At 61.0% G+C, this 20,469-nt stretch carries 16 protein-coding genes; 10 read left to right on the forward strand and 6 right to left on the reverse strand.

Going from position 1 to position 20,469, the window contains the following annotated elements; genetic code table 11:
* The first annotated feature begins 71 nt into the window (after positions 1–71).
* Complete coding sequence (locus AB5Z05_RS21195; protein ID WP_368152931.1) at positions 72–1,082, forward strand: Preprotein translocase subunit SecY; 1,011 nt, start codon at positions 72–74, stop codon at positions 1,080–1,082.
* Positions 1,083–1,136: 54 nt separating this feature from the next.
* Here AB5Z05_RS21195 and AB5Z05_RS21200 read toward each other — a convergent pair whose 3' ends face one another.
* Positions 1,137–1,304 carry a hypothetical protein gene (locus tag AB5Z05_RS21200; RefSeq protein WP_005308905.1) on the reverse strand — a complete coding sequence of 56 codons (168 nt, stop codon included), beginning with the start codon at positions 1,302–1,304 and terminating at the stop codon, positions 1,137–1,139.
* A gap of 56 nt (positions 1,305–1,360) precedes the next feature.
* Between AB5Z05_RS21200 and AB5Z05_RS21205 the strand changes: the two genes are divergently transcribed.
* The 4 genes from AB5Z05_RS21205 (at position 1,361) to gshA (ending at position 7,279) form a co-directional block, all read left to right on the forward strand.
* Positions 1,361–2,338, forward strand: a complete 978-nt coding sequence (locus AB5Z05_RS21205; protein WP_368152932.1) for an NADP-dependent oxidoreductase — start codon at positions 1,361–1,363, stop codon at positions 2,336–2,338.
* Entirely contained in the window at positions 2,335–2,772 is a 438-nt protein-coding gene (locus AB5Z05_RS21210) for a YqaA family protein (RefSeq protein ID WP_368152933.1), read from the forward strand. Before AB5Z05_RS21205 ends, AB5Z05_RS21210 begins: the two co-directional genes overlap by 4 nt.
* A gap of 27 nt (positions 2,773–2,799) precedes the next feature.
* On the forward strand, positions 2,800–5,613 hold the full coding sequence (locus AB5Z05_RS21215) for a pitrilysin family protein (protein ID WP_106843913.1): 2,814 nt from the start codon (positions 2,800–2,802) through the stop codon (positions 5,611–5,613).
* Between the two features lie 61 nt (positions 5,614–5,674).
* A complete protein-coding gene (gshA, locus tag AB5Z05_RS21220; RefSeq protein WP_368152934.1) occupies positions 5,675–7,279 on the forward strand; it encodes a glutamate--cysteine ligase in 1,605 nt (534 codons plus the stop codon).
* An 81-nt stretch (positions 7,280–7,360) separates the two neighbouring features.
* Here the strand turns inward: gshA and AB5Z05_RS21225 are convergent, their stop codons facing one another.
* A complete protein-coding gene (locus AB5Z05_RS21225) occupies positions 7,361–9,151 on the reverse strand; it encodes a long-chain fatty acid--CoA ligase (protein WP_255912012.1) in 1,791 nt (596 codons plus the stop codon).
* 185 nt (positions 9,152–9,336) lie between these two features.
* Here AB5Z05_RS21225 and AB5Z05_RS21230 point away from each other — a divergent pair, with 185 nt between their 5' ends.
* Positions 9,337–9,882, forward strand: coding sequence for a hypothetical protein (locus AB5Z05_RS21230; protein ID WP_216954873.1), 546 nt, complete (start codon positions 9,337–9,339; stop codon positions 9,880–9,882).
* Between the two features lie 38 nt (positions 9,883–9,920).
* On the opposite strand, the gene rimI is transcribed toward AB5Z05_RS21230, so the two are convergent.
* Complete coding sequence (gene rimI / locus AB5Z05_RS21235) at positions 9,921–10,370, reverse strand: ribosomal protein S18-alanine N-acetyltransferase (protein WP_005340505.1); 450 nt, start codon at positions 10,368–10,370, stop codon at positions 9,921–9,923.
* Positions 10,371–10,479: 109 nt separating this feature from the next.
* The gene (locus tag AB5Z05_RS21240) at positions 10,480–10,914 is read right to left on the reverse strand and encodes a DNA polymerase III subunit psi (protein WP_368152935.1); all 435 of its coding nucleotides are present in this window, start codon (positions 10,912–10,914) and stop codon (positions 10,480–10,482) included.
* 314 nt (positions 10,915–11,228) lie between these two features.
* Here AB5Z05_RS21240 and AB5Z05_RS21245 point away from each other — a divergent pair, with 314 nt between their 5' ends.
* From AB5Z05_RS21245 to AB5Z05_RS21255, 3 genes are all read left to right on the forward strand, one after another.
* On the forward strand, positions 11,229–12,842 hold the full coding sequence (locus AB5Z05_RS21245; RefSeq protein ID WP_368152936.1) for an ATPase RavA domain-containing protein: 1,614 nt from the start codon (positions 11,229–11,231) through the stop codon (positions 12,840–12,842).
* 9 nt (positions 12,843–12,851) lie between these two features.
* On the forward strand, positions 12,852–14,306 hold the full coding sequence (gene viaA, locus AB5Z05_RS21250; protein WP_368152937.1) for an ATPase RavA stimulator ViaA: 1,455 nt from the start codon (positions 12,852–12,854) through the stop codon (positions 14,304–14,306).
* A 226-nt stretch (positions 14,307–14,532) separates the two neighbouring features.
* The gene (locus AB5Z05_RS21255; protein WP_368152938.1) at positions 14,533–16,380 is read left to right on the forward strand and encodes a diguanylate cyclase; all 1,848 of its coding nucleotides are present in this window, start codon (positions 14,533–14,535) and stop codon (positions 16,378–16,380) included.
* Between the two features lie 141 nt (positions 16,381–16,521).
* Here the strand turns inward: AB5Z05_RS21255 and AB5Z05_RS21260 are convergent, their stop codons facing one another.
* Complete coding sequence (locus AB5Z05_RS21260) at positions 16,522–17,244, reverse strand: SDR family oxidoreductase (RefSeq protein ID WP_335819441.1); 723 nt, start codon at positions 17,242–17,244, stop codon at positions 16,522–16,524.
* Between the two features lie 429 nt (positions 17,245–17,673).
* Between AB5Z05_RS21260 and prfC the strand changes: the two genes are divergently transcribed.
* On the forward strand, positions 17,674–19,263 hold the full coding sequence (prfC, locus tag AB5Z05_RS21265; RefSeq protein ID WP_156152975.1) for a peptide chain release factor 3: 1,590 nt from the start codon (positions 17,674–17,676) through the stop codon (positions 19,261–19,263).
* 249 nt (positions 19,264–19,512) lie between these two features.
* Here prfC and AB5Z05_RS21270 read toward each other — a convergent pair whose 3' ends face one another.
* A complete protein-coding gene (locus AB5Z05_RS21270; protein WP_005340520.1) occupies positions 19,513–20,424 on the reverse strand; it encodes a bifunctional helix-turn-helix transcriptional regulator/GNAT family N-acetyltransferase in 912 nt (303 codons plus the stop codon).
* Between the last annotated feature and the right edge of the window lie 45 nt (positions 20,425–20,469).

Here is a 20,469-nt window from a genome sequence, read left to right on the forward strand (position 1 = left end):
TGCCCTTCTCTGGGCGAGTCTGGCGACTATAATCGGCAGCCAACTTTTCCTGCACAGCACACCCCTTCATCATGACCACACAGGACTCCTCCACATTGCGCTACCCCAAGGGGTGGTTTGCTCTGACGACGGTATACAGTTTCACCGGGTTGGCCATTCTGGCTTCCATTATCTTCTCGCTGCTGCTGTTCCTCTCCATCGATGACAACCCGCTGATGAAGTGGCTGTTCGGCGGCTTGGCCATCATCTTCGAGCTGGGCAAGTTTTACGTCTGGTACGAGTACGGCGAGCGCAAGGCGCGGCGGGATTTGAGTGGTGCCTTCTGGTCGCTGCTGTTTTACAGCGTGCTTGCGGCCATCTCCATCGGCGGCAGTATCGGTGGCATCAACAGTGCCACCAACACGGTGCTGAGCCAGCAGGCGCGCCACGAGCGGGAGCTGGCCCGTTTCGACCAGCAGATCGCCAGCATCGAGCGGCAGATCCAGCTCAACGAAGAGGCGGCCCGCAAATACATCGAGCTGGAGCGCATCTCCAGTGGCGTCTCCTCGTTGCAGCATGCCAACACCAAGCTGCGCTTGCAGCAGGATGAGCTGCGCCAGCAGCGCGATGCCAAGCCGGTCAACGAACAATCCTCCATGCTGGGGCTGATGAGCAGTCTGGCGGACGGGGTAGGGATGAGCATCAGTCAGGTGCAGTTCCTGCTGGTCTGCTTCCTCTCGGTGTTGCTCGACGTGTTCGGTGCCTTTTTCGTCAGTCTGATCGGCGAGGAGAACCGCTTTCGCCGGATGTGGCGCTGGCAGCAGGATCAAGCTCGCGAAGAGGCACAGGCTGCGTTGGCGATGGCAGCCCAGCCAGAGCCCATCATGCCCCCCGAGCCCGCCCCCGAAGTGCTGGCGCAGGTGCGCGGTGCGCTGATGAGCGGTGAGCTCAAGTGCAGCAAGCGCTCGGTGGCACAGGCGCTGTCACTCTCGCTGGAGGAGGTGGATCGGGTGTTCCACCATCTGCTGTCGCAAGGGGTGCTGGGGCAGGGGAGCAATCGCCACTACTACCTCAATCCGGCGCTGGAGCAGCAACCCGGATAGTGAGAAGGCCACCGAAACTCGGTGGCCTTTTTCGTTATCGAGTGGCTGTTGCACTCAGTGAGTCAGCACCATCATCAGGCTGAGGAAGGCGGCCAGTCCGCCACCGATGCCGATGATCCAGTAAAACCCCTTGGCCCCCTGTTTGAGCGGGATGCGGAAGTAGAGCAGAAACGCCCACCACCCCAGTGCCAGCAACAGAGGAATAAGAAACATTCGAGCCATGGTGTCCTCGCTGTTATTCTGTTGACCCTTGATCAATCAACAGGATGGATTGTGCAATGACGCAACTACAGATTACCGCATTCGGTGACCCCTCGGTACTCAAGCTCAACCCTTCCCTCGATAAGGTGCCAGCCGATGGCGAAGTGCGGGTACGCATCTGCTTTGCGGGGGTGAACCCCATCGATGCCAAAACTCGCGCCGGTCTTGGCTGGGCGGCGGCCCAGAACAAGGACAAGCTGCCCTGGACGCCGGGTTATGACATCTCCGGCGTGGTGGAGAAGATAGGCCCCGGTGTGACCTCGCTGATCGAGGGGGATCGGGTGTGCGGCATGGTCGGTTTTCCCCTTGCTGCCGGTGGTTATGCTGAATCCGTGGTGGCGAGCGAGCATGAGCTGGTGAAACTTGACGGGGTGAGCCTTCAGCAGGGGGCGGCGTTGCCGCTGGCCGGTCTCACCGCCTGGCAGGGGCTGCTTGAACACGGCGGCCTCCAGAGCGGTCAGCGGGTATTGATCCTCGCCGGTGCCGGCGGTGTCGGCCATCTGGCGGTGCAGTTTGCCAGCGCCTATAGCGCCGAGGTGGTGGCTACCGCAAGCCCGGAAAACCATGGCTTCCTGCACGCACTGGGGGCGCGCTGGATGGTGGATTACCACGATGCGAACTGGCCCGCACGGGTGGTGGCAGAGGCCGGTCAGGTCGATCTGGTGCTGGATCTGGTGGGTGGCGAGAGTGGCAAGGCGGCGCTGGCCTGTGTCAAACCGGGTGGCCGCTTGGTGACGGTACCCACCATAACTGCCCAGCAGATCAAGGATGCTGGGGCTGCGGCGGGGATCGAAGTGGTCGGCATGCTGGTTCACCCTGACCAGAAGCAGCTGGGTCAGATGTTGATGCTGCTGCGTCAGGGGGAGGTAAAGGTCACCCTAGCCGGTGAATTCCCCCTGGCCGAGGGGGCGCTGGCCCATCAGGCCATCGAAGGGGGCCATGTGCGCGGCAAGCTGCTGCTGCGGATGCCTGCGGCCGACGGCTATCCCGGATGAGCGAGATGATGGAGATGGGGCTGGGGGGGCTCTTTTTAAGCGCCTTTACCTCCGCCACCCTGCTGCCCGGCAGCTCCGAAGTGCTGCTGGGGGCCATGGTGGCCAAGGGGGAGTGGAGCATGGCGAGCCTGTTGCTGTGGGCGACGCTGGGCAATACCCTCGGCTCCATGACCACCTGGTGGCTCGGCTGGCTCGCCACCTTCAAGAAAAAACCGGAAGATTTTCAAGGCCGTGGGGAACAAAAAGCCTTAGGCTGGCTCAAACAACATGGTCACTGGTGTCTGCTGCTTGCCTGGACGCCGGTGGTCGGTGATGGTCTCTGTCTGTTGGCCGGTTGGCTGCGCCTCTCCTTCTGGCGCTCTCTCATTCTGATCGGGCTCGGCAAATTGTTCCGTTATGCCCTGGTTTTTCTGCTGGCCAGTCACATTTTCTAGCCTGTTTTTGTCACTCACGAGGTTACCGTGAACAAAGTCATACCTTTAACGATTCTGCTGGGCTTCACCCTGCCGGTGCTGGCGGCACCGACCCTGATCGCCGAACAGGGCAAGGAGGAGGGCAAGCTCGCCATCCCCTACCAGATGTACAAGCTGGACAACGGCCTGACCGTGATCCTGGCCCCCGATCGCTCCGATCCGCTGGTACACCTCGATGTGACCTATCACGTCGGCTCATCCCGCGAGACGGTCGGCAAGTCCGGTTTCGCCCACTTCTTCGAGCACATGATGTTCCAGGGCTCGAAACACGTCGGTGATCAGGAGCATATGCGGATCATCAACGAGGCCGGTGGCGACATGAACGGCACCACCAACAAGGATCGCACCAACTACTACGAGACAGTGCCTGCCAACCAGCTGGAAAAAGTGCTCTGGCTGGAGGCGGACCGGATGGGCTTCCTGCTCGATGCGGTGAGCCAGAAGAAGTTCGAGATCCAGCGCGCCACCGTCAAGAACGAGCGGGCCCAGCGGGTCGATAACCAGCCGTACGGGCTGGTGAGCGAGAAGGTGGGGGAGGCGCTCTATCCGCGTACTCACCCCTACTCCTGGCAGCCTATCGGTTACGTGGAAGATCTCGACCGGGTCGATGTGAACGACCTCAAGCAGTTCTTCCTGCGCTGGTATGGCCCCAACAACGCCACCCTGACTCTGGGCGGCGACTTTGACAGCAAGCAGGCCCTCGAGTGGATCGAGAAGTACTTCGGCTCCATCCCGCGCGGCCCGGACGTGGCCGAGCCGACGCCAAAGCCGGTGACTCTGCCCGAGACCCGCTACGTGACGCTGCAGGACAAGGTACACCTGCCGCTGCTCTATATCAGCTACCCCACCGTCTCCCTTGGCGATCCGCAGGAGCCGGCACTCGACATGTTTGCCGACGTACTCGGCGGTTCCGCCAGCTCCATGCTCTACCAGTCGCTGGTGAAAACCGGCAAGGCGATCGATGTGGGGGCGTCCCACTACTGCGAAGAGCTGGCCTGTACCCTTACCGTCTACGCCTATCCCAATCCGTCACAGGATGGCAGCCTCAAGACCCTCAAGGGGGAGGTGGACAAGGTGATCGGCGAGTTCGCCCAGCGCGGTCTCAAGCCGGAAGATCTGGAGAAGGCGATCGCCAAGTACCGCGCCTCTGCCATCTGGGGGCTGGACAGCGTCTCCGGCAAGGTGAGCCAGCTCGCCATGGGTCAGGTGTTTGCCCAGGATCCCAACTATGTGTTCAAGACTCTCGATGCCATCGGCAAGGTGACTCCTGAGCAGGTGAAGGCCGCCTACGACAAGTTCATCGCGGGCAAGCCTGCGGTGGTGCTGAGCGTGGTGCCCAAGGGCAAGACAGAGTGGCAGGTTGCCACCCCGAACTTTACCCCCGCCAAGCGCGAGCTGCCGGATTACAGCAAGCATGACGAGGCGCTGGCCGAACGACCGGTAAAAGACAATTTCGATCGCAGCGTGCAGCCCAAGGCGAGTGAGGCGGTGAGCGTCAAGGTGCCCGCCATCTGGCACGGCAAGCTCGACAAGAACATCGAGATTATTGGCACCAAGAGTGACGAGATCCCCGCAGTCTCCATCATGATTGCCCTGCCGGGCGGCATTCGTGCCGAAGATAAAGGGCAATTGGGGCTGGCCAATCTGACCGCCGCCATGATGGGGCAGGGCACGGTGCGCCTGACCGAGGCTCAGCTGAGCGACGAGCTGCAAAAGCTGGGATCTTCCATCGATGTCTCCAGCGCCCAGTACAACAACCTCATCACCGTCAGCTCGCTGGCGGACAAGCTGCCCCAGACGCTGGCGCTGGTGCGCGAGGTGCTGGAGCGCCCGGGCATGCGGGAGGCTGACTTCGAGCGGGTCAAGGCGCAGCTGCTGCAAGGGATGCAACAGGCCCAGCAGCAGCCCGAGTGGCTGGCCGGGCAGGCGTTCCGCGAGCTGGTCTACGGCAAGCAGAACCGCCTCGGTCAACCTACCGACGGGGTAGCGGCCGATGTGGCCAAGCTAACCCTAGCGGACGTGAAGCACTTCTATCAGGCCTACTACAACCCCACCAACGCCAAAGTGGTGGTGGTCGGTGATGTGGACCAGAAGCAGATCGAGGAGCAACTTGGCTTCCTGACCGAGTGGAAGGGGGCCACGCCGACTCTGGGAGATCTCAAGCTCAAGGGTGAGCAGGCCAAGCCGGGCATCTATCTGGTCGACAAGCCGGGGGCGCCCCAGTCGGTGATCCGCATCGGTCGTCGCGCCATGCCGTTCGATACCACGGGGGATTACTTCACCGCCGGGCTGATGAACTTCAATCTGGGTGGCAACTTCAACAGCCGCATCAACCTCAACCTGCGGGAAGACAAGGGTTACACCTACGGCGCCAGCTCCGGCTTCTCCGCCAACCGCGAGGTGGGCACCTTCGCCACCGGCGCCAATGTGCGGGCCGATGCGACTGTGGATGCCATCCGCCAGTTCCTCAAGGAGATGGACAACTACCGCAAGAGCGGCCCGACCCCGGTCGAGCTGGCCTATATGCGCAGCGCGGTCTCCCAGCAGGATGCCCTCTCCTACGAGACCCTCGGCCAGAAGGCGGGCTTCCTGCTGCAGATGGTGATGTATGACCTGAAGCCGGACTATGTGCAGGCCCAGAACAACCTGATCAAAACGGTGTCGCCCGAGGCGCTGAAGGCCAGTGCCGCCCGTTGGCTCAATCCGGCCGACATGGTGATCGTGGTGGTGGGAGACAAGCAAAAGCTTGAAAAACCCCTGAAGGAGCTTCATCTTCCCATCTATCCGCTGCAGTTGCCGTAACTGACGCTTTATAAAAATCAAGAGCCGCCCCGGATGGGGCGGCCTCACATGAGCCGTGAATATGACTACAACAAGCTTGTCGCTCACCGAGTTGCTGAATGCGTTGGGATCACCGGAGCGCCTCACCGCGCTCAAGGGGATCCGGCGCGGGATCGAACGTGAATGCCTGCGCATCACGCCGGATGGCCGACTCGCACAGAGTGACCATCCCCGGGTGCTGGGCTCGGCCCTGACCCATCCCAATATCACCACCGACTACTCGGAGAGTCTGCTGGAGTTCATTACCCCGGCCACCGACTCCATCGACAGCCTGATGGAGCAGCTTGGCGACATCCATCACCATGTGATTCAACATCTGGGTGACGAGCGGATCTGGCCACTCTCCATGCCCTGCTTCGTCGGTGGGGAAGAGAGCATCCGGCTGGCTCACTACGGCAGCTCCAATATCGGCAAAATGAAGACCCTCTACCGTCAGGGCTTGAAGAACCGCTACGGCAGCCTGATGCAGGTGATCGCCGGGGTGCACTTCAACTTCTCCATGCCAGACAGCTTCTGGAGCGAGTGGCAGGATCTGGTGTGCGAAGGGTGCTGCAGCCAGCGCTTTATCTCCGACAAGTACATGGGGCTTATTCGCAACGTCTACCGCTTCGGCTGGCTGGTGCCCTATCTGTTCGGCGCCTCCCCGGCCATCTGCGAATCCTTCCTCAAAGGGCGCAAGAGCAACCTGCCGTTCGAGAAGACCGGCAAGGGCACCCTCTATCTACCTTACGCCACCGCGCTGCGTCTCTCCGATCTCGGTTACACCAACAGCGCCCAGGCTGGGCTCAAGATCAGCCACGACAATCTGCCGGCCTATGTCAGCAGCCTGCGCCGCGCCATCAACACCCACAATCCCGACTTTGCCAAGATCGGGGTCAAGGTGGATGGGGAGTATCGTCAGCTTAACGACAACGTGTTGCAGCTGGAGAATGAGCTCTACGCCCCGATCCGCCCCAAGCGCACCCCGCGCAGCGGCGAGAAGCCCTCGGATGCGCTGGATCAGCGCGGCATCGAATACATCGAGCTGCGGACTGTGGACGTCAACCCCTTCACCCCGCTCGGCATCGATGCGGATCAGATCCGCTTCTTCGACCTGTTCCTGGTCTGGTGCCTGCTGCGCCCCTCTCCGGTGCTGAGTGACGAGGAGATTGCCCGCAACCGCCGCAACCAGAACAAGGTGGTGCTGGAAGGGCGTCGTCCCGGCCTGACGCTGGAAGATGAGCAGGGCAATGCCATTGGCCTCAAAGAGTACGGCCTCAAACTGTTCGACGAGCTGGCTCAGGTGGCCGATCTGCTGGATCGCTGCTGCGGCCGCAACCGCTATCGCGAGACGCTGGCGATGCACCGCGAGAAGCTGCTCAACCCCGAGCTCACCTACTCCGCCCGCATGCTCAAGGAGCTGCTGGAGAGCGGCAAGGACAACGGCTGCTACGGTGACAAGCTGGCGACCCGCTATCGCGAGGATCTACTGGCAGGGGAGCTGCAATATTGGGATGAAGCCTACTTTGCCGGTGAGGCGAAGGATTCGCTGGCCAAGCAGCGCGAACGCGAGCGCAGCGACAGCCTGTCGTTTGATGACTTCCTGGCCGACTACTTCGGTACCACTACCACTACCACTACGGCCTGAAGGCGGGTTCGAACCGACCAAAGTGCCAACAAAAAGCCGCTCGAGTGAGCGGCTTTTTGATTTCTCTGAACCTGAGCGATATCAGACGTGGTTATACATTGCCTCGATTTCGCTCTGGTACTTGGCCTCGATGATCTTGCGGCGCAGCTTCATGGTGGGGGTCAGCTCACCCAGCTCCATGGAGAAGGCGCTCGGCAGCAGGGTGAACTTCTTCACCTGCTCGAACTTGGCCAGCTCTTTTTGCAAGTCGGCGATGCGGGCTTCGAAGAACTCCATCACCCGGGAGTGGCGCAGCAGCTCGGTCTTGCACTGGTACTGCAGGTTGATGGAGCGGGCGTACTCCTCCAGCGACTCGAAGCAGGGGACGATCAGCGCCGAGACGAAGTGACGGGCATCGGCGACGATGGCGATCTGCTCGATAAAGCGATCCTTGCCGATGGTCCCTTCCACCAGTTGCGGGGCCACGTACTTGCCGTTGGAGGTCTTCATCAGCTCCTTGAGGCGCTCGGTGAAGTAGATATTGCCCTGGCTGTCGAGCTCACCGGCATCGCCGGTACGCAGGAAGCCATCCTCGGTCATCACCTCGGCGGTCGCGTCCGGCTTGTTGTAGTAGCCGCGCATCACGGTCGGGGAGCGCACCAGCAGTTCGTTGTTCTCACCCAGCTTCACCTCGATGCCGTTCAGTGCCGTGCCGATGGAGCCGAGCTTGAACTGGCTATCCTCGTAGCAGCAGACGGTGGCGGTGGTTTCGGTCATACCGTAGCCGTACTTGAGGTTGAGTCCCATCGCCTGGAAGAAGAGGTTCACATCGTCGGCCAGACGGGCGCCCGCCACCGGCAGGAAGCGGGTGCGGCCGCCAAAGCGGGCGCGCAGCTTGCGAAACACCAGTCGCTCGGCGAGCCAGAGCTGGCCGTAGAGCAGCGGGGAAGCGGACTTGCCCGCCTGACGGGTGGCAACCATCTGTTTTCCGACCTTGGTCGCCCAGCCAAACAGGGCGCGACGCAGAGCCGGAGCCTGAGCAACTTTGGCCTGGATCATGGCATAGGCCTTCTCGTATAGGCGCGGCACGGCGCACATCACGGTCGGCTGCACCTCGCCAATCACATCCATCACCTTCTGCGGATCGCGGATATAGACGTTCTCGGCACCGCAGTAGAGCACGTAATAGCTCCAAGCCCGCTCAAACACGTGGCTGAGCGGCAGCATGCAGAGCGAAACATCCTGCTGATTGAGGTCGAGGCGACTGTTGTGCATCTCGAAACAGGCGGCGATGTTGCTGAAGTCGAGCATGACCCCCTTGGGTTCACCCGTGGTGCCGGAGGTGTAGATCAGGGTCAGCAGGTCATCCATCCGGTACTGGGTTTCCCGTACTCGCAGCTCCTGCTCGCTGGGCTGATGGTTGCCGGAGACCAGAAATGTCTGGAAGTGGCTCGCCTGCTCGCAGCCGCGCAGGTTGACGTTGCCGTCGAGGGCGATGAGCTGGCGGATCTCGCCGCTTTCAATCAGTTGCAGCGCCTGATCGAACTGAGGTTGTTCGCCAACGAACAGCACCTTGATGCCGGCATCTTTGACGATGTAGCGCAGCTGATCGAGCGTGCTGGTGGGGTAGATAGGGACGCTGACGCCGCGGGCGGCAAGGATGCCGAGATCGGCCTGGGTCCACTCCGGCATGTTGCGGGCATAGATGCCGACCATTTCGGTTGGCTGGTGGCCGGCCCGGATCAGCGCCTGTGCGCAGTAGTCCATGGCCTGGCCCAGAGTACGCCAGCCGATGGCGCGCCACTGGCCATCTTGCTGAACCCGCAGGGCAGCCTTGTTGCCAAGCTGGGCAATACGTTCACGCATCAGTCGAACCAGATGAAGCTTCGGCATCAGTTAAACATCCTTTAATTACAGTTGTACGCCCGCGAGGGCACTAAAAATCGGGCTAGAGTTTAAACTCCAACATTACGGCTTACAAGTGTTCGCCGTTTGTCTTGGATCACAAAGAGCGCAAATAGCTCTCCCTTTGCGCAGACTGGCCGATACTGCTAGGAGGCAGAGAGAGGGTTAATGATATGAATCTGTGGGTGAAAGGGGCGTTGGCCGCGGTTGGGCTGATGGTGGTGGGGGGCGTTGCGTTTTGGTTCTTTGCCGGAACGTCATCACAGGGGCCCGCCAATCCCTGGTATCAGGGGGCCGAGGGGTATCAGCAGGCGCAGCAACAGGCGCTGGCGTTGGGCTATCCGCTGCTCTATGTGCTGGAGACCCCCAAGTGCCGCCGCTGCGGCGATCTGGAGAAGAAATTCTGGCAGAGCAAGGAGATGGCTGGCCCGCTTGCCCGGCTGGTGAAGGTGCGGCTCAACCCGGGCAAGGGGGATGGCAGCGAGCAGATCCTGCGCCGCTTTCCCAAAGTCGCCACGCCGCCAGGCATCTATATTCAACAGCCGGGCCAGCCCCTCAGACCCATCAAGATAGTGGTGGATATCGACCAGATCTGGATGCCGGGGAAAACCTGGCTGCGTGGCTTCTATATGCCGCTCTCCGGTGCCGGATTCGAGGCGGTGGTGCATACCACCCTGGCCTTGCAGGATCCCGCGCTGGACAACGCCCCCCTCGATTGAGGGGGGACAAAAGGCTTGGGCGCGACGAACAGGCTGGATCAGCCGAAATCGAACAGTCGCGACATCAACACCGCATCTTCCCGGTCATTGCCGGTGCCGTAGTAGTCGGCGCGGCGGCAATACTCGGCAAAACCGGCGCTCTCGTAGAGGTTGATGGCGGTCTGGTTACCGGCCCGCACCTCGAGAAACCAGGCCTCTGCCCCGGCTTGCTTGCTGCGCGCCAGATAGGCCTGCAACAGCGCCCGTCCCAACCCCTTGCCTTGAAACGCCGGATGCACGCAGATATTCATCAGCGAGCTGTCACCGGCCACCAGATCCGAGATATAGAAGCCCGCCGGGCGACCATCGACCAGCATCAAGCCGTTGAGATAGCGAGGGCCGAAGCAGGAGAGCAGGTTGGCCTCACTCCACGGCTCCTTGTGAGCGGCTTGCTCGATGGGGTAGACAAGGTCGAAATCGCTCTCGAGCAGGGGACGAAACTCAGGCATGGGGGCTCCGGATGGCAAGATGTTGGGCACTGGGGTTGGCAGAGGCGGCATTTGTAAAATCAGGTAAAAAGAGCAGCATCACAGTGGGTCTTGGCGGCATGATGCAGGATCACGCCGCGTTGGCCGCAAGGTGCTGGCGCAGCTGTTGCCACAGGGCGCGCTTTTGCGCGGCGCTGGGGGTGAGCGGGCAGATCAGCGCATTTGGCCGCTCGGAGTTGGCTTCCGTCAGCCAGAGCAGAGGGGAGGCGCCCGCCGATTGTAGATCGGCAGGCGGCAGCTCGCTGAGCAGTGAGACCTCGTCGGGGGTCATGCCGAGCAGCTGGCAGATATCCGCCAGCAGCGTGGTGGCAGGCAGCTGAGGCGCCAGCAACCAGAGTTTGCCGCTGGGCAGCGGAGCACTGGTGGCCGGTGCCGTCTGGTCTGGCTGCACGGCATCTTGCGCAAACTCGGGCGCGAGATCTGCCCCCAGCAATGCCGGACGACGCAGTTGCCAGCTTTGAATGCCCATGCGGGCCAACATGCTCTGACGAACGGGATCTTGCATTTGAGGCGACTCACTCTTGATCTGCATTGGGGAAAATTGTGTTGCGCAGGGTACACTCGAACCGCTTTTGCTGCACCCTTTGCAACGCATCATCTGGCGCATGCGGGCATGGTACTCATCACGACACTGGCCATGCATGGGCGCAGCACGCTGCCGATACGGTATCGCACTGCCTTTGCGTTTTTTCCTGCCAGAGGCGGGTATTGTGCGGCAAGAGATACCAGAATAAACATCATAACAAGACAAAACCCAAGGTCGAGCAAATGGATATCGCGCCTTGGGGCTAACATCATCCCAGCTTCGGAACACTCTCTATGTCGTCTTTAGCTCAAGCCCAGAATCCTGCGCGTCTTATTCCCATACAGGAGCGCTTGCCCCGGCTGCTGGCCGCCCTCGGTGAGGGACTCTACGAACGGCAAGATGCTTTGCGCCTCGGTCTGCTGGCTGCCCTCAGTGGCGAGAGTGTCTTCTTGCTGGGGCCACCCGGTATTGCCAAGAGCCTGATCGCCCGCCGCCTCAAGCTGGCCTTTCACGACGCCCGCCACTTTGAATACCTGATGACCCGTTTCAGTACGCCGGAGGAGGTGTTTGGCCCCCTCTCCATTCAGGCGCTGAAAGAGGATGGCAAATATCTGCGTCTCACCACAGGTTATCTGCCTGAGGCCGAAGTGGTGTTCCTCGACGAGATCTGGAAGGCGGGCCCTGCCATCCTCAACACCCTGCTCACCGCCATCAACGAGCGGCAGTTTCGCAACGGCGACAGCCAGCACCCCATCCCGATGCGCTTGCTGGTGACCGCGTCCAACGAGCTGCCAGCGCAGGACAGCGGGCTGGAAGCGCTCTACGACCGGATGCTGGTGCGGATCTGGATGGACCGGGTGCAGGAGAAAGCCAACTTTCAATCCATGCTGGCCAGCGATGGCCACGCCCACCAGAACCTGCCGGAATCCCTGCAGATCCGAGGGGATGAGTACGAGCAGTGGCAGAGCCAGATTGAACAGGTGCGTTTGCCGGATGCCTGTTTCGAGCTTATCTATCAGCTGCGCCAGCAGCTCGACAGTCAGCTGGCCCATCGCTGCTATGTGTCGGATCGCCGCTGGAAGAAGGCGGTACGGCTTATCAAGGCGAGTGCCTTCTTCAATGGTCGCGATGAGGTCGCACCGGTAGATCTGCTGCTGTTCAAGGATTGTCTCTGGCATGACGAGGAGTCCCGCACCGCCCTGCTGGAGATGATGACCGAGTTTTCCCGTCTCTACGGCTATCAGCAACTGGCGATGACCCGCCAGCTGCTGGCGCTGCGGGATCAATTCAAACAGCTCAAACAGAGCGTGGCTCAGCGCCTTTGCACAAAGGCCCGGCAACGCAAGCAGTGGTTTGGTCGGCGGGCCCGGGGCATCGAGATCCCGCTTGCCAATGCCAGACCCTTTGGCAAGCAGGTGCACTTCCATCTGCTCACCCCGGCGCCGCTGGATGGCAGCGATCCCGAGCGACTCACCCGTACGCTGGTGTTCGATCGCACCTTGCTCTCCCATTGGCATCCCACCGGTGAGGCGCTGGTGGGTTATGAGTTCGGCAACCCGAAAGAGGGGCATTACGAGCTGGTGCTGGACGATGAGCTGCGGCTGCAGGTGCTCGATATCCAGCGCCAGCAGATCCCGTTGGTGCTGATGGAGCGCAACGCCATCCCCGAGGTGGTGCTGGCGCCCTGGTTGCAGTCGCTCGACGAGCTGCTGGTTCAGGTCGGCAAGGTGATGCAGATGCTCAAGCAGCAGCGCAGCCTGTTCGAGCGTCACCAACAACACCTCTTTATCGACTCACGCTGGTTGCAGCAGGTGGAAGACAGCTTCTTCGTGCTGAACCGGGATCTCGAACTGCTGCGCAGCGAGCTGACCCAGTGGCGCGAGCGGTTGCCAAGGCTGGACGAGTAAGGAGCACCCATGCTTGAGATCGGCATGCTGGATCTGGGGCTCCTGATTGGCGAAGGGGAGCTTGCGGGTGAGGTGGCGCTCCTGCTGGCGGCCTCGCCCAAGATTTCCGAATTTATCAAACGCTCCCCGCTACAGGGCAAGTTATTGAAAAAGCGCCTGCAGAGCTGGGGTGAGCAGCTTGGCGAGGAGATCCGCCACAAGCCGGTGCCGGTGGCGCTGGAGCAGGAGTACCTGCTCTATCAGGTGCATCGGCAACTGCCGATGACCGAGCTGATTGGTCGCCTGCCCGGCCTGCTGGAGTCGCTGGAGCAGTACAGCCCCTTCGCCGGTGAGGCCAGATCCTTGGTGCGTCAGCTGGCTGCTCACCCCACCGAGGGGCTGCGCCAGCTCTTTATCGACAAGTGGCGCGCCAGTCTGGTGGGAAGCCTGCTGCAACTGCAGCAGCAGATCGCCGAAGCGGAGCGGGAGAAGCAGCGTCAGGAGATTGAAGATCAGTTGCTGGCGAGCCGCACCCTGGCCGATGCCCTCGACCCCAACCAGATCTCCGCCGGTGGTTTGTGGGATCTGGCTCAGGGGCACTGGCACAAGCGCAGTCTGGTGCTGGTCAAGCAATACGCCCGCATGTTGCAGCGCGAGCCTTTGCTGGCGGAGATTGCCGGCCTGCTCGGGCGCAGCGAGCGGGATCGGCGGGCGCAGGAGCAACCTGTGCCGCCGGTTCAGGTGCTGGAGTTGGAGCCAGCACCCAGCGACGATGTGCCGGACGATCTGGTGGGTATCCATCAGGCGAGCGATCTGATGCGGTTATTGCCAAGTGAAGCTGTGATGCTGGGGCTGCCGGAGCTGGAGCTGGAGTTCTATCGCCGCTATCTGGAGCGGCGTCTGCTCAGCTACCAGTCACGTGGCACCTTGCCGCGTCAGCGCATCATGCTGCGCACCCCGGAGCAGGGTGGCCAGCAGTTGCAGCAACGGGGCCCCTTTATCGTCTGCGTTGATACTTCGGGCTCTATGGGCGGTTATCCCGAGGAGTGTGCCAAGGCGCTGTTTCTGGCGTTGCTCAAGGTGGCGATGGATGAGAAGCGCGGCTGCTACCTGATGCTCTTCTCCACCGAGGTGGCGACCCTCGAGATCACCGCCGAGACCGGTCTGGACAAGGCGGAGCGCTTCCTCTCCATGAGTTTTCACGGCGGTACCGATCTGGTGCCTTGTCTGGAAAAAGCGCTGGCCAAGCTAGATGATCCCGCCTTTGCCAAGGCGGATGTGCTGGTCATCTCCGATTTTATAGCCCAGAGCCTGCCTCATCCCCTGCTCGATCAGATGAACCGCTATCGCCAGCGCCAGACCCGTTTTCACGCCGTCGCCATGTCCCGCCACGCCAAGCAGGCGCTGCTGCGGGTATTTGACAACAGCTGGCTGCTCGATTGCGGCCTGCGCGGCCGGCTGCTGCGGCGCTGGCAGCATCACTAGTGACCGGGAGGGGGCAACCCCTCTTGGGTTGTTATCCCGCCCCCTCTTTTTCGCTGTGCGTCCCCGCTTTTATTCCAACGCGATGATATCGCAGTAAAATGTGACTAGCCTGCCATTCGGGCTCTCTGTCCGGGTGATAGCCTTTACAACCATTGTTACAGGGGAAAGATGGTGATTTTCCGGCATCGGCTTGCCCGATGATCTTTCCCATTGATCCGGAGTGTGTATGAGCCGACTTGCCTTGCTGCTGTTGCTGGCGGCGTTCGGGCTGGCAGCCAAACCCTTGTCCCCCGAGCAGTTGGAAAATGAACTGGGAGGGATGGAGCGGGTCTACCAGCCGATCGAGTTGCTGCGGGAGCGCGTTGCCCGTTTGCAGCGGGACGGCAACGCCTATCCGCCGTCGCAGCAGATGCGGATCAGTCGTCTGGCTTGCTGGGCCCAATCGGCCGATGACATGCAGGAGTCCCGAACCGCCATCGCCAATGCGGAGCGGATGCTGGCCATTGCGCGCGAGCAGGGTGATGACGCCGCCGTGGCGGAGCTGACGATTTGCCGCGGCTGGTTCAATCAGCTGCTCGGCGAGGTAGCGAAGGCTCGTCACGATTACGAAGAGGGGCTGCGGCTGGCAAGAGAGGCCGCCTTGCCAAAGCTGGAGGCGCTGGCGCTGGCCCGCCGGGGGGCCATGCTGTCTTTTCAGGGGGTCTCAGGCCAGGGGCTGATGGATCTCACCAAGGCTCACAGTATCTATGAGCAGCTGGGGTTGCCCACCTGGTATCACCAGGCGCAGCTCGAGATTGCAGCCACATTTCGTCGTATGGGCCTCTATGCCGAAGCGCTCGCCACCCTCAACCGGTTGAGCGAGCATTTTGCCAGGAGCCACGATGGATTTGGCTCGGCAAGGCTAAGTGATCAACTGGCGATGGTCTATCTGCAGACCGGGCGTTATCAGGATGCGCTGGGCGAGCTTGAACGCAGTGCGGCCTTTTATAATCAGCCTCAATATCTGATTGAGCATGCCGAACGCATGGTGATGCAGGCCGAGGCTCTGCTCGGGCTGGATCGCCCCGCTGATGCCGGACGCTTGTTGGCACAAGCGGCGAAGGTGCTCTCTCCCGATGTTGACCCCATCCTCCATGCGCATCTCGAGCTGGTGCGGGCGAGGTTGAGAGTCGAAGAGCAGGAACCGGCGCCAGCCTTGCGTGCGCTTGAGAAGATTGAGCCGATTTTGAAGGTGGAAGGGCACGTACGCTTTTTGCTCGAGCTCTACTGGGTACGCAGTCGGGCGCTCGAGTTGCAAGGCGACTATCCGGCGGCGCTGGCTGCATTGCGGGAGCATCTGGTGCAGGAGCAGCGGCTCGATCAGCTGTTACGGGAACAGAGCACTGCCTGGGTTCGCGGCGAGTTCGAGTTGGCCCGTCAGGAGGGGGAGAACGAGCGACTGCGAGTCGAGCAGCAGTTGCAGCAGCAGGAGCTGGAGCAGGTCAAGGAGCGTCGTTTCTGGCTGCTGGTGGTGATGGTGCTTTGCGGGGTACTGGCGTTGCTGACGATGGGGTGGCTGCTTGATCGCAACCGTCGGATGCGTCGTCTGGCCTTTACCGATGAGCTGACCGGCATCAACAACCGCCGTCGGGTGCTGCGGCAGGGCAGCGATATGTTGGCGCAGGCTCGCAGGCAGGGCACGCCATTTTGTCTGCTGGTGTTCGATATCGATCACTTCAAGCGGATCAACGATACCCTGGGCCATCATCAAGGAGACAGGGTGCTGCAATGGGTCTCTCGGGCGGCAGATCGACAGCTGCGACACCAGGATCAGTTGGGGCGTACCGGCGGAGAGGAGTTCTTGATCCTGCTGCCGGATACCAGCCTTGAAGAGGCGTGCCGGGTGGCTGAGCGGATCCGTCACACGGTCGCCAACCGGGCGCTGCCCGGCATGTCGTACCCGGTAACCATCAGTATCGGATGTGCCTCTCTGCGAGACGATGATCAGGATCTGGCGGCCTTGATCCAGCGTGCCGACAACGCGCTGTATCGTGCGAAAGAGGCGGGGCGCAACCGGGTGGAGACAGACGAGTGACGGGCTGGGTATTGTCACTCACCAGGGTGTCATCGCTATTGGGGAGCACACTGATACGGCGATGAGACTCGCCCCCTGCGCTCGTTCTTGCCTGCGATGACAGATTGGCAAGCGCGAGCGCAGAAGACCGTCAGAAGGGCGTTATGCCCAGGCGCTGCCACCATTGAGATGAAGCACCTCACCATTCATGTTGTTGTTGCTCATCAGGAACAGTGCGGCCTGCGCATAATCCTCTCCCTCTCCCAAGCGTTTCAACGGCAGGCTTTGCGCCACGGTAGCCACTTTTTGTGGGTCATTGCCCAGTGCTTTAAGCAGCATGGGAGTGCGCATGGGGCCCGGGTTGATGACGTTGATCCGACGGGGGGTCAGCTCGGTAACCAGACTGTGAGCCAGCGTTTCAACCGCGCCAGCTGCAACGGCAGGGAGTGCTTTACCTAGTTGTGGGCGGCGCGTCACCATCCCGGACGTGAGCACGATGGAGCCGCGTTCGGACAGTTTGGGTGCTGCGGCGCGGATCGCATGAACACTTCCCCAGAAGCGGCTGTCCATGTTGATTTTCAAGTCTTCGATGGCAGCGGTGAGAAAGCTGCCTGGTCGCATGACGGCGGCGGTAATGACGAGATGATCCAGCGAATCCAGCTGGTTGAAAAAGTGATTGACGGAGTCGACGTCGAGAATATCCAGTTGATGGCCACTGGCACTTGGACCCAGTTCAGCCAGCGCAGTGGCAAGCTGCTCACGGCTGGAACCGCCGATAATGACCTTGGCGCCTTGCTCGATCGCTTGTTGGGCGGTGGCCAGGCCAAGACCCGAGGTACCACCGATAATGACGATCTGTTGATTGTGCAGGGTGGAATGTTTCATGTAATGACCTCTCCATTATGTAGATACGATTTACATATTTGTAGCTGGATAGGGAAAGTCCAAGTATGAAAATTTATCAAGAGTGGTTGTTGCTGGCATGGGGAGGGGGCCAAGTCCACGTGGTCCGGATGCTGCCATCCGATTCGGAGTGTTTGATTTTCTGTTCAGTTGGAACCTGTGGAACGGATGTGCGGCCAAATTATCATCTCTTGTCAGGCTGGGTATTTTTCACTCGCGCGGGTATAATGTCGCGCAATTTTGCTTTGACTCAGGCGAGAAGACCCATGTAACGCAACCCTCCTCCCTCTCTCCACCAGGTTGGCAACACGCCAGCTGGCGTGGCTTTCGTTGCGTATACATGTGCCGTGAGCGGCATTCCGGATTTATTCCCACGGTGGCTGATGCCACCGCTCAATAGAAGAACGTTGAATTATGTCTGCTGAATTTCTGAGTGAAGTCTCCAAGAGACGCACTTTTGCGATCATTTCGCACCCGGATGCGGGTAAAACCACCATCACTGAAAAAGTCCTGCTGTTCGGACAGGCCATTCAGCGCGCCGGTACCGTCAAGGGCCGTGGCTCGGGCCAGCATGCCAAATCCGACTGGATGGAGATGGAGAAGCAGCGTGGTATCTCCATTACTACCTCGGTGATGCAGTTCCCCTATGCCGACTGTCTGGTCAACCTGCTCGACACCCCGGGTCACGAGGACTTCTCCGAAGATACCTACCGTACCCTGACGGCGGTCGACTGCTGCCTGATGGTCATCGACGCCGCCAAGGGTGTTGAAGACCGGACTCGCAAGCTGATGGAAGTGACCCGTCTGCGCGATACCCCCATCCTCACCTTCATGAACAAGCTGGACCGCGAAGTGCGCGATCCGATGGAAGTGATGGACGAGGTGGAGCGCGAGCTGAAGATCATGTGCGCCCCCATCACCTGGCCCATCGGCTGTGGCAAATCCTTCAAGGGTGTTTACCACCTCTACAAGGATGAGACCTATCTGTATCAGACCGGTCAGGGCCACACCATCCAGGAGAAGCGGGTGGTCAAGGGGCTGAACAACCCGGATCTGGATGCCGCCGTCGGCGAAGATCTGGCCCAGCAGCTGCGTGACGAGCTGGAGCTGGTGCAGGGCGCCTCTCCCGAGTTCGATCACGACGCCTTTATCGCTGGCGAGATGACCCCGGTCTTCTTCGGTACTGCGCTTGGCAACTTCGGTGTCGACCACATGCTGGATGGCCTGACCGACTGGGCGCCGGCGCCCATGCCGCGCAAGGCCGAGAGCCGTGAAGTGGTAGCGACCGAGGAGAAGTTCTCCGGCTTCGTGTTCAAGATCCAGGCAAACATGGACCCGAAACACCGCGACCGTATCGCCTTTATGCGTATCGTATCAGGCACCTACAGCAAGGGCATGAAGATGCGCCACGTGCGCATCGGCAAGGATGTGAACATCTCCGACGCCGTGACCTTTATGGCTGGTGACCGGGAGCAGGCGGAAGACGCCTTCGCCGGCGACATCATCGGTCTGCACAACCACGGTACCATCCAGATCGGCGACACCTTCACCCAGGGTGAGGATCTCAAGTTCACCGGTATCCCGAACTTTGCACCGGAACTGTTCCGCCGCATCCGCCTGCGCGATCCGCTCAAGCAGAAGCAGCTGCTCAAGGGGCTGGTACAGCTCTCCGAAGAGGGCGCGGTGCAGGTGTTCCGTCCGCTGATCAGCAACGATCTCATCGTCGGTGCGGTCGGTGTGCTGCAGTTCGACGTGGTGGTTTCTCGTCTGAAGAGCGAGTACAACGTCGAGGCCATCTACGAGGCGGTCAACGTCTCCACCGCCCGCTGGGTGGAAGGGACCGACGTCAAGAAGTTCGAAGAGTTCAAGCGCAAGAACGAGGTCAACCTGGCCCTCGATGGCGGTGACAACCTCACCTATATCGCGCCGACCATGGTCAACCTGCGCCTGGCACAGGAGCGCCACCCCGACGTGGAGTTCCGTCAGACTCGCGAGCACTGATAACGGTTTGTTTGCCTGTTGGCAGATAATCAAAGAGACCCCGCTTCGGCGGGGTCTCTTGTTTTGTACCGTTTGCCTGTTTAAGGAGGGATACAGGGGGAATGGTTCAGCATATACCAGTCGTAAGCAGCCCTCACCCTAGCCCTCTCCCGGAGGGAGAGGGCACCATCGGAGGTCTGACTGAAAGATCGCGGAAGTGTTTTTGCCCCCTTCTCCCCTTGCGGGAGAAGGGTTGGGGATGAGGGGTGGCTACCCCAGTGTCAGCACCATGCAGATCTCGCAATCCCCGTGGCCGGTGCAGCCAAGGGGGCCTGGCAGATGTTCAAAGCCCAGTGATTCATAGAGGCTGGTGGCTTCGCGCAGTACCTCAGTGGTCTCCAGATAGCAGCGTCGATAGCCCAAACCGCGAGCGGCATCCAGTGCCTGCAACACCAGCCGCTTGCCAAGGCCCAGTCCGCGCAGGGCGGGCATAAAGTACATCTTCTGCAGCTCGCAGACTCCCTCTTCTCCCGCCAATGGCGCGATACCACCACCGCCGAGGATGGAACCGTCCGGCCCTTCGATAACCCAGTAGCGGCTCTTCTCCCCCTGATAGCTCTGGGAGAGGGTATCGAGATTGGGATCCGAGACCCCATACCCCTTGTCGGCGGTGAGGCCATATTCGGCCGAGACGGCGCGAATTACCAAGGCGATCTGGGCATTGTCCGCCGCCGTGATGGGACGGATCTGGTAACCCCGCTGGCGGCGGGCGCGGGAGAGGGCGCTGCGATAGAGCCGCAGCCCTTGCCACAGCTGCTCCCGCTCGGGCAGGCTCAACTGCGCCAGCATCTCTTCCATCGCCCCGTCCATCTCCCGGTGCAACTCCAGCAGCATCCCTTGACCGTTGACGGTGAGGCGGGCCTCCTTGCTGCGGCCGTCGGAGGGGTGCGGGTGCCAGCTGATGAGCTCCCGCTCGGCGAGGCGGGCCAGCGGACGGCTGGCGTTGGATTTGTCGATGTGCAGCTTTTCTGCCAGCTGCTGATTGGTGGCCGGGGCGTTCTCCAGCTCGATCAGCAGGTGAGCCTCGATGGGGGTGAGGGCCAGATTGCCGCACTGCTGGGAGAGCATGCCGAGTTCGCGAACCAGATCGCGCGACAGGGCGCGCAGGGGACGGGGATCCATATCGTGGCTTCCTTTTTAGTTGTGTGTGACAACTAAAATAGCGTG

The organism is Aeromonas sp. R2-4 (assembly GCF_040908365.1).
In the GTDB taxonomy this organism is placed as follows: domain Bacteria; phylum Pseudomonadota; class Gammaproteobacteria; order Enterobacterales; family Aeromonadaceae; genus Aeromonas; species Aeromonas veronii.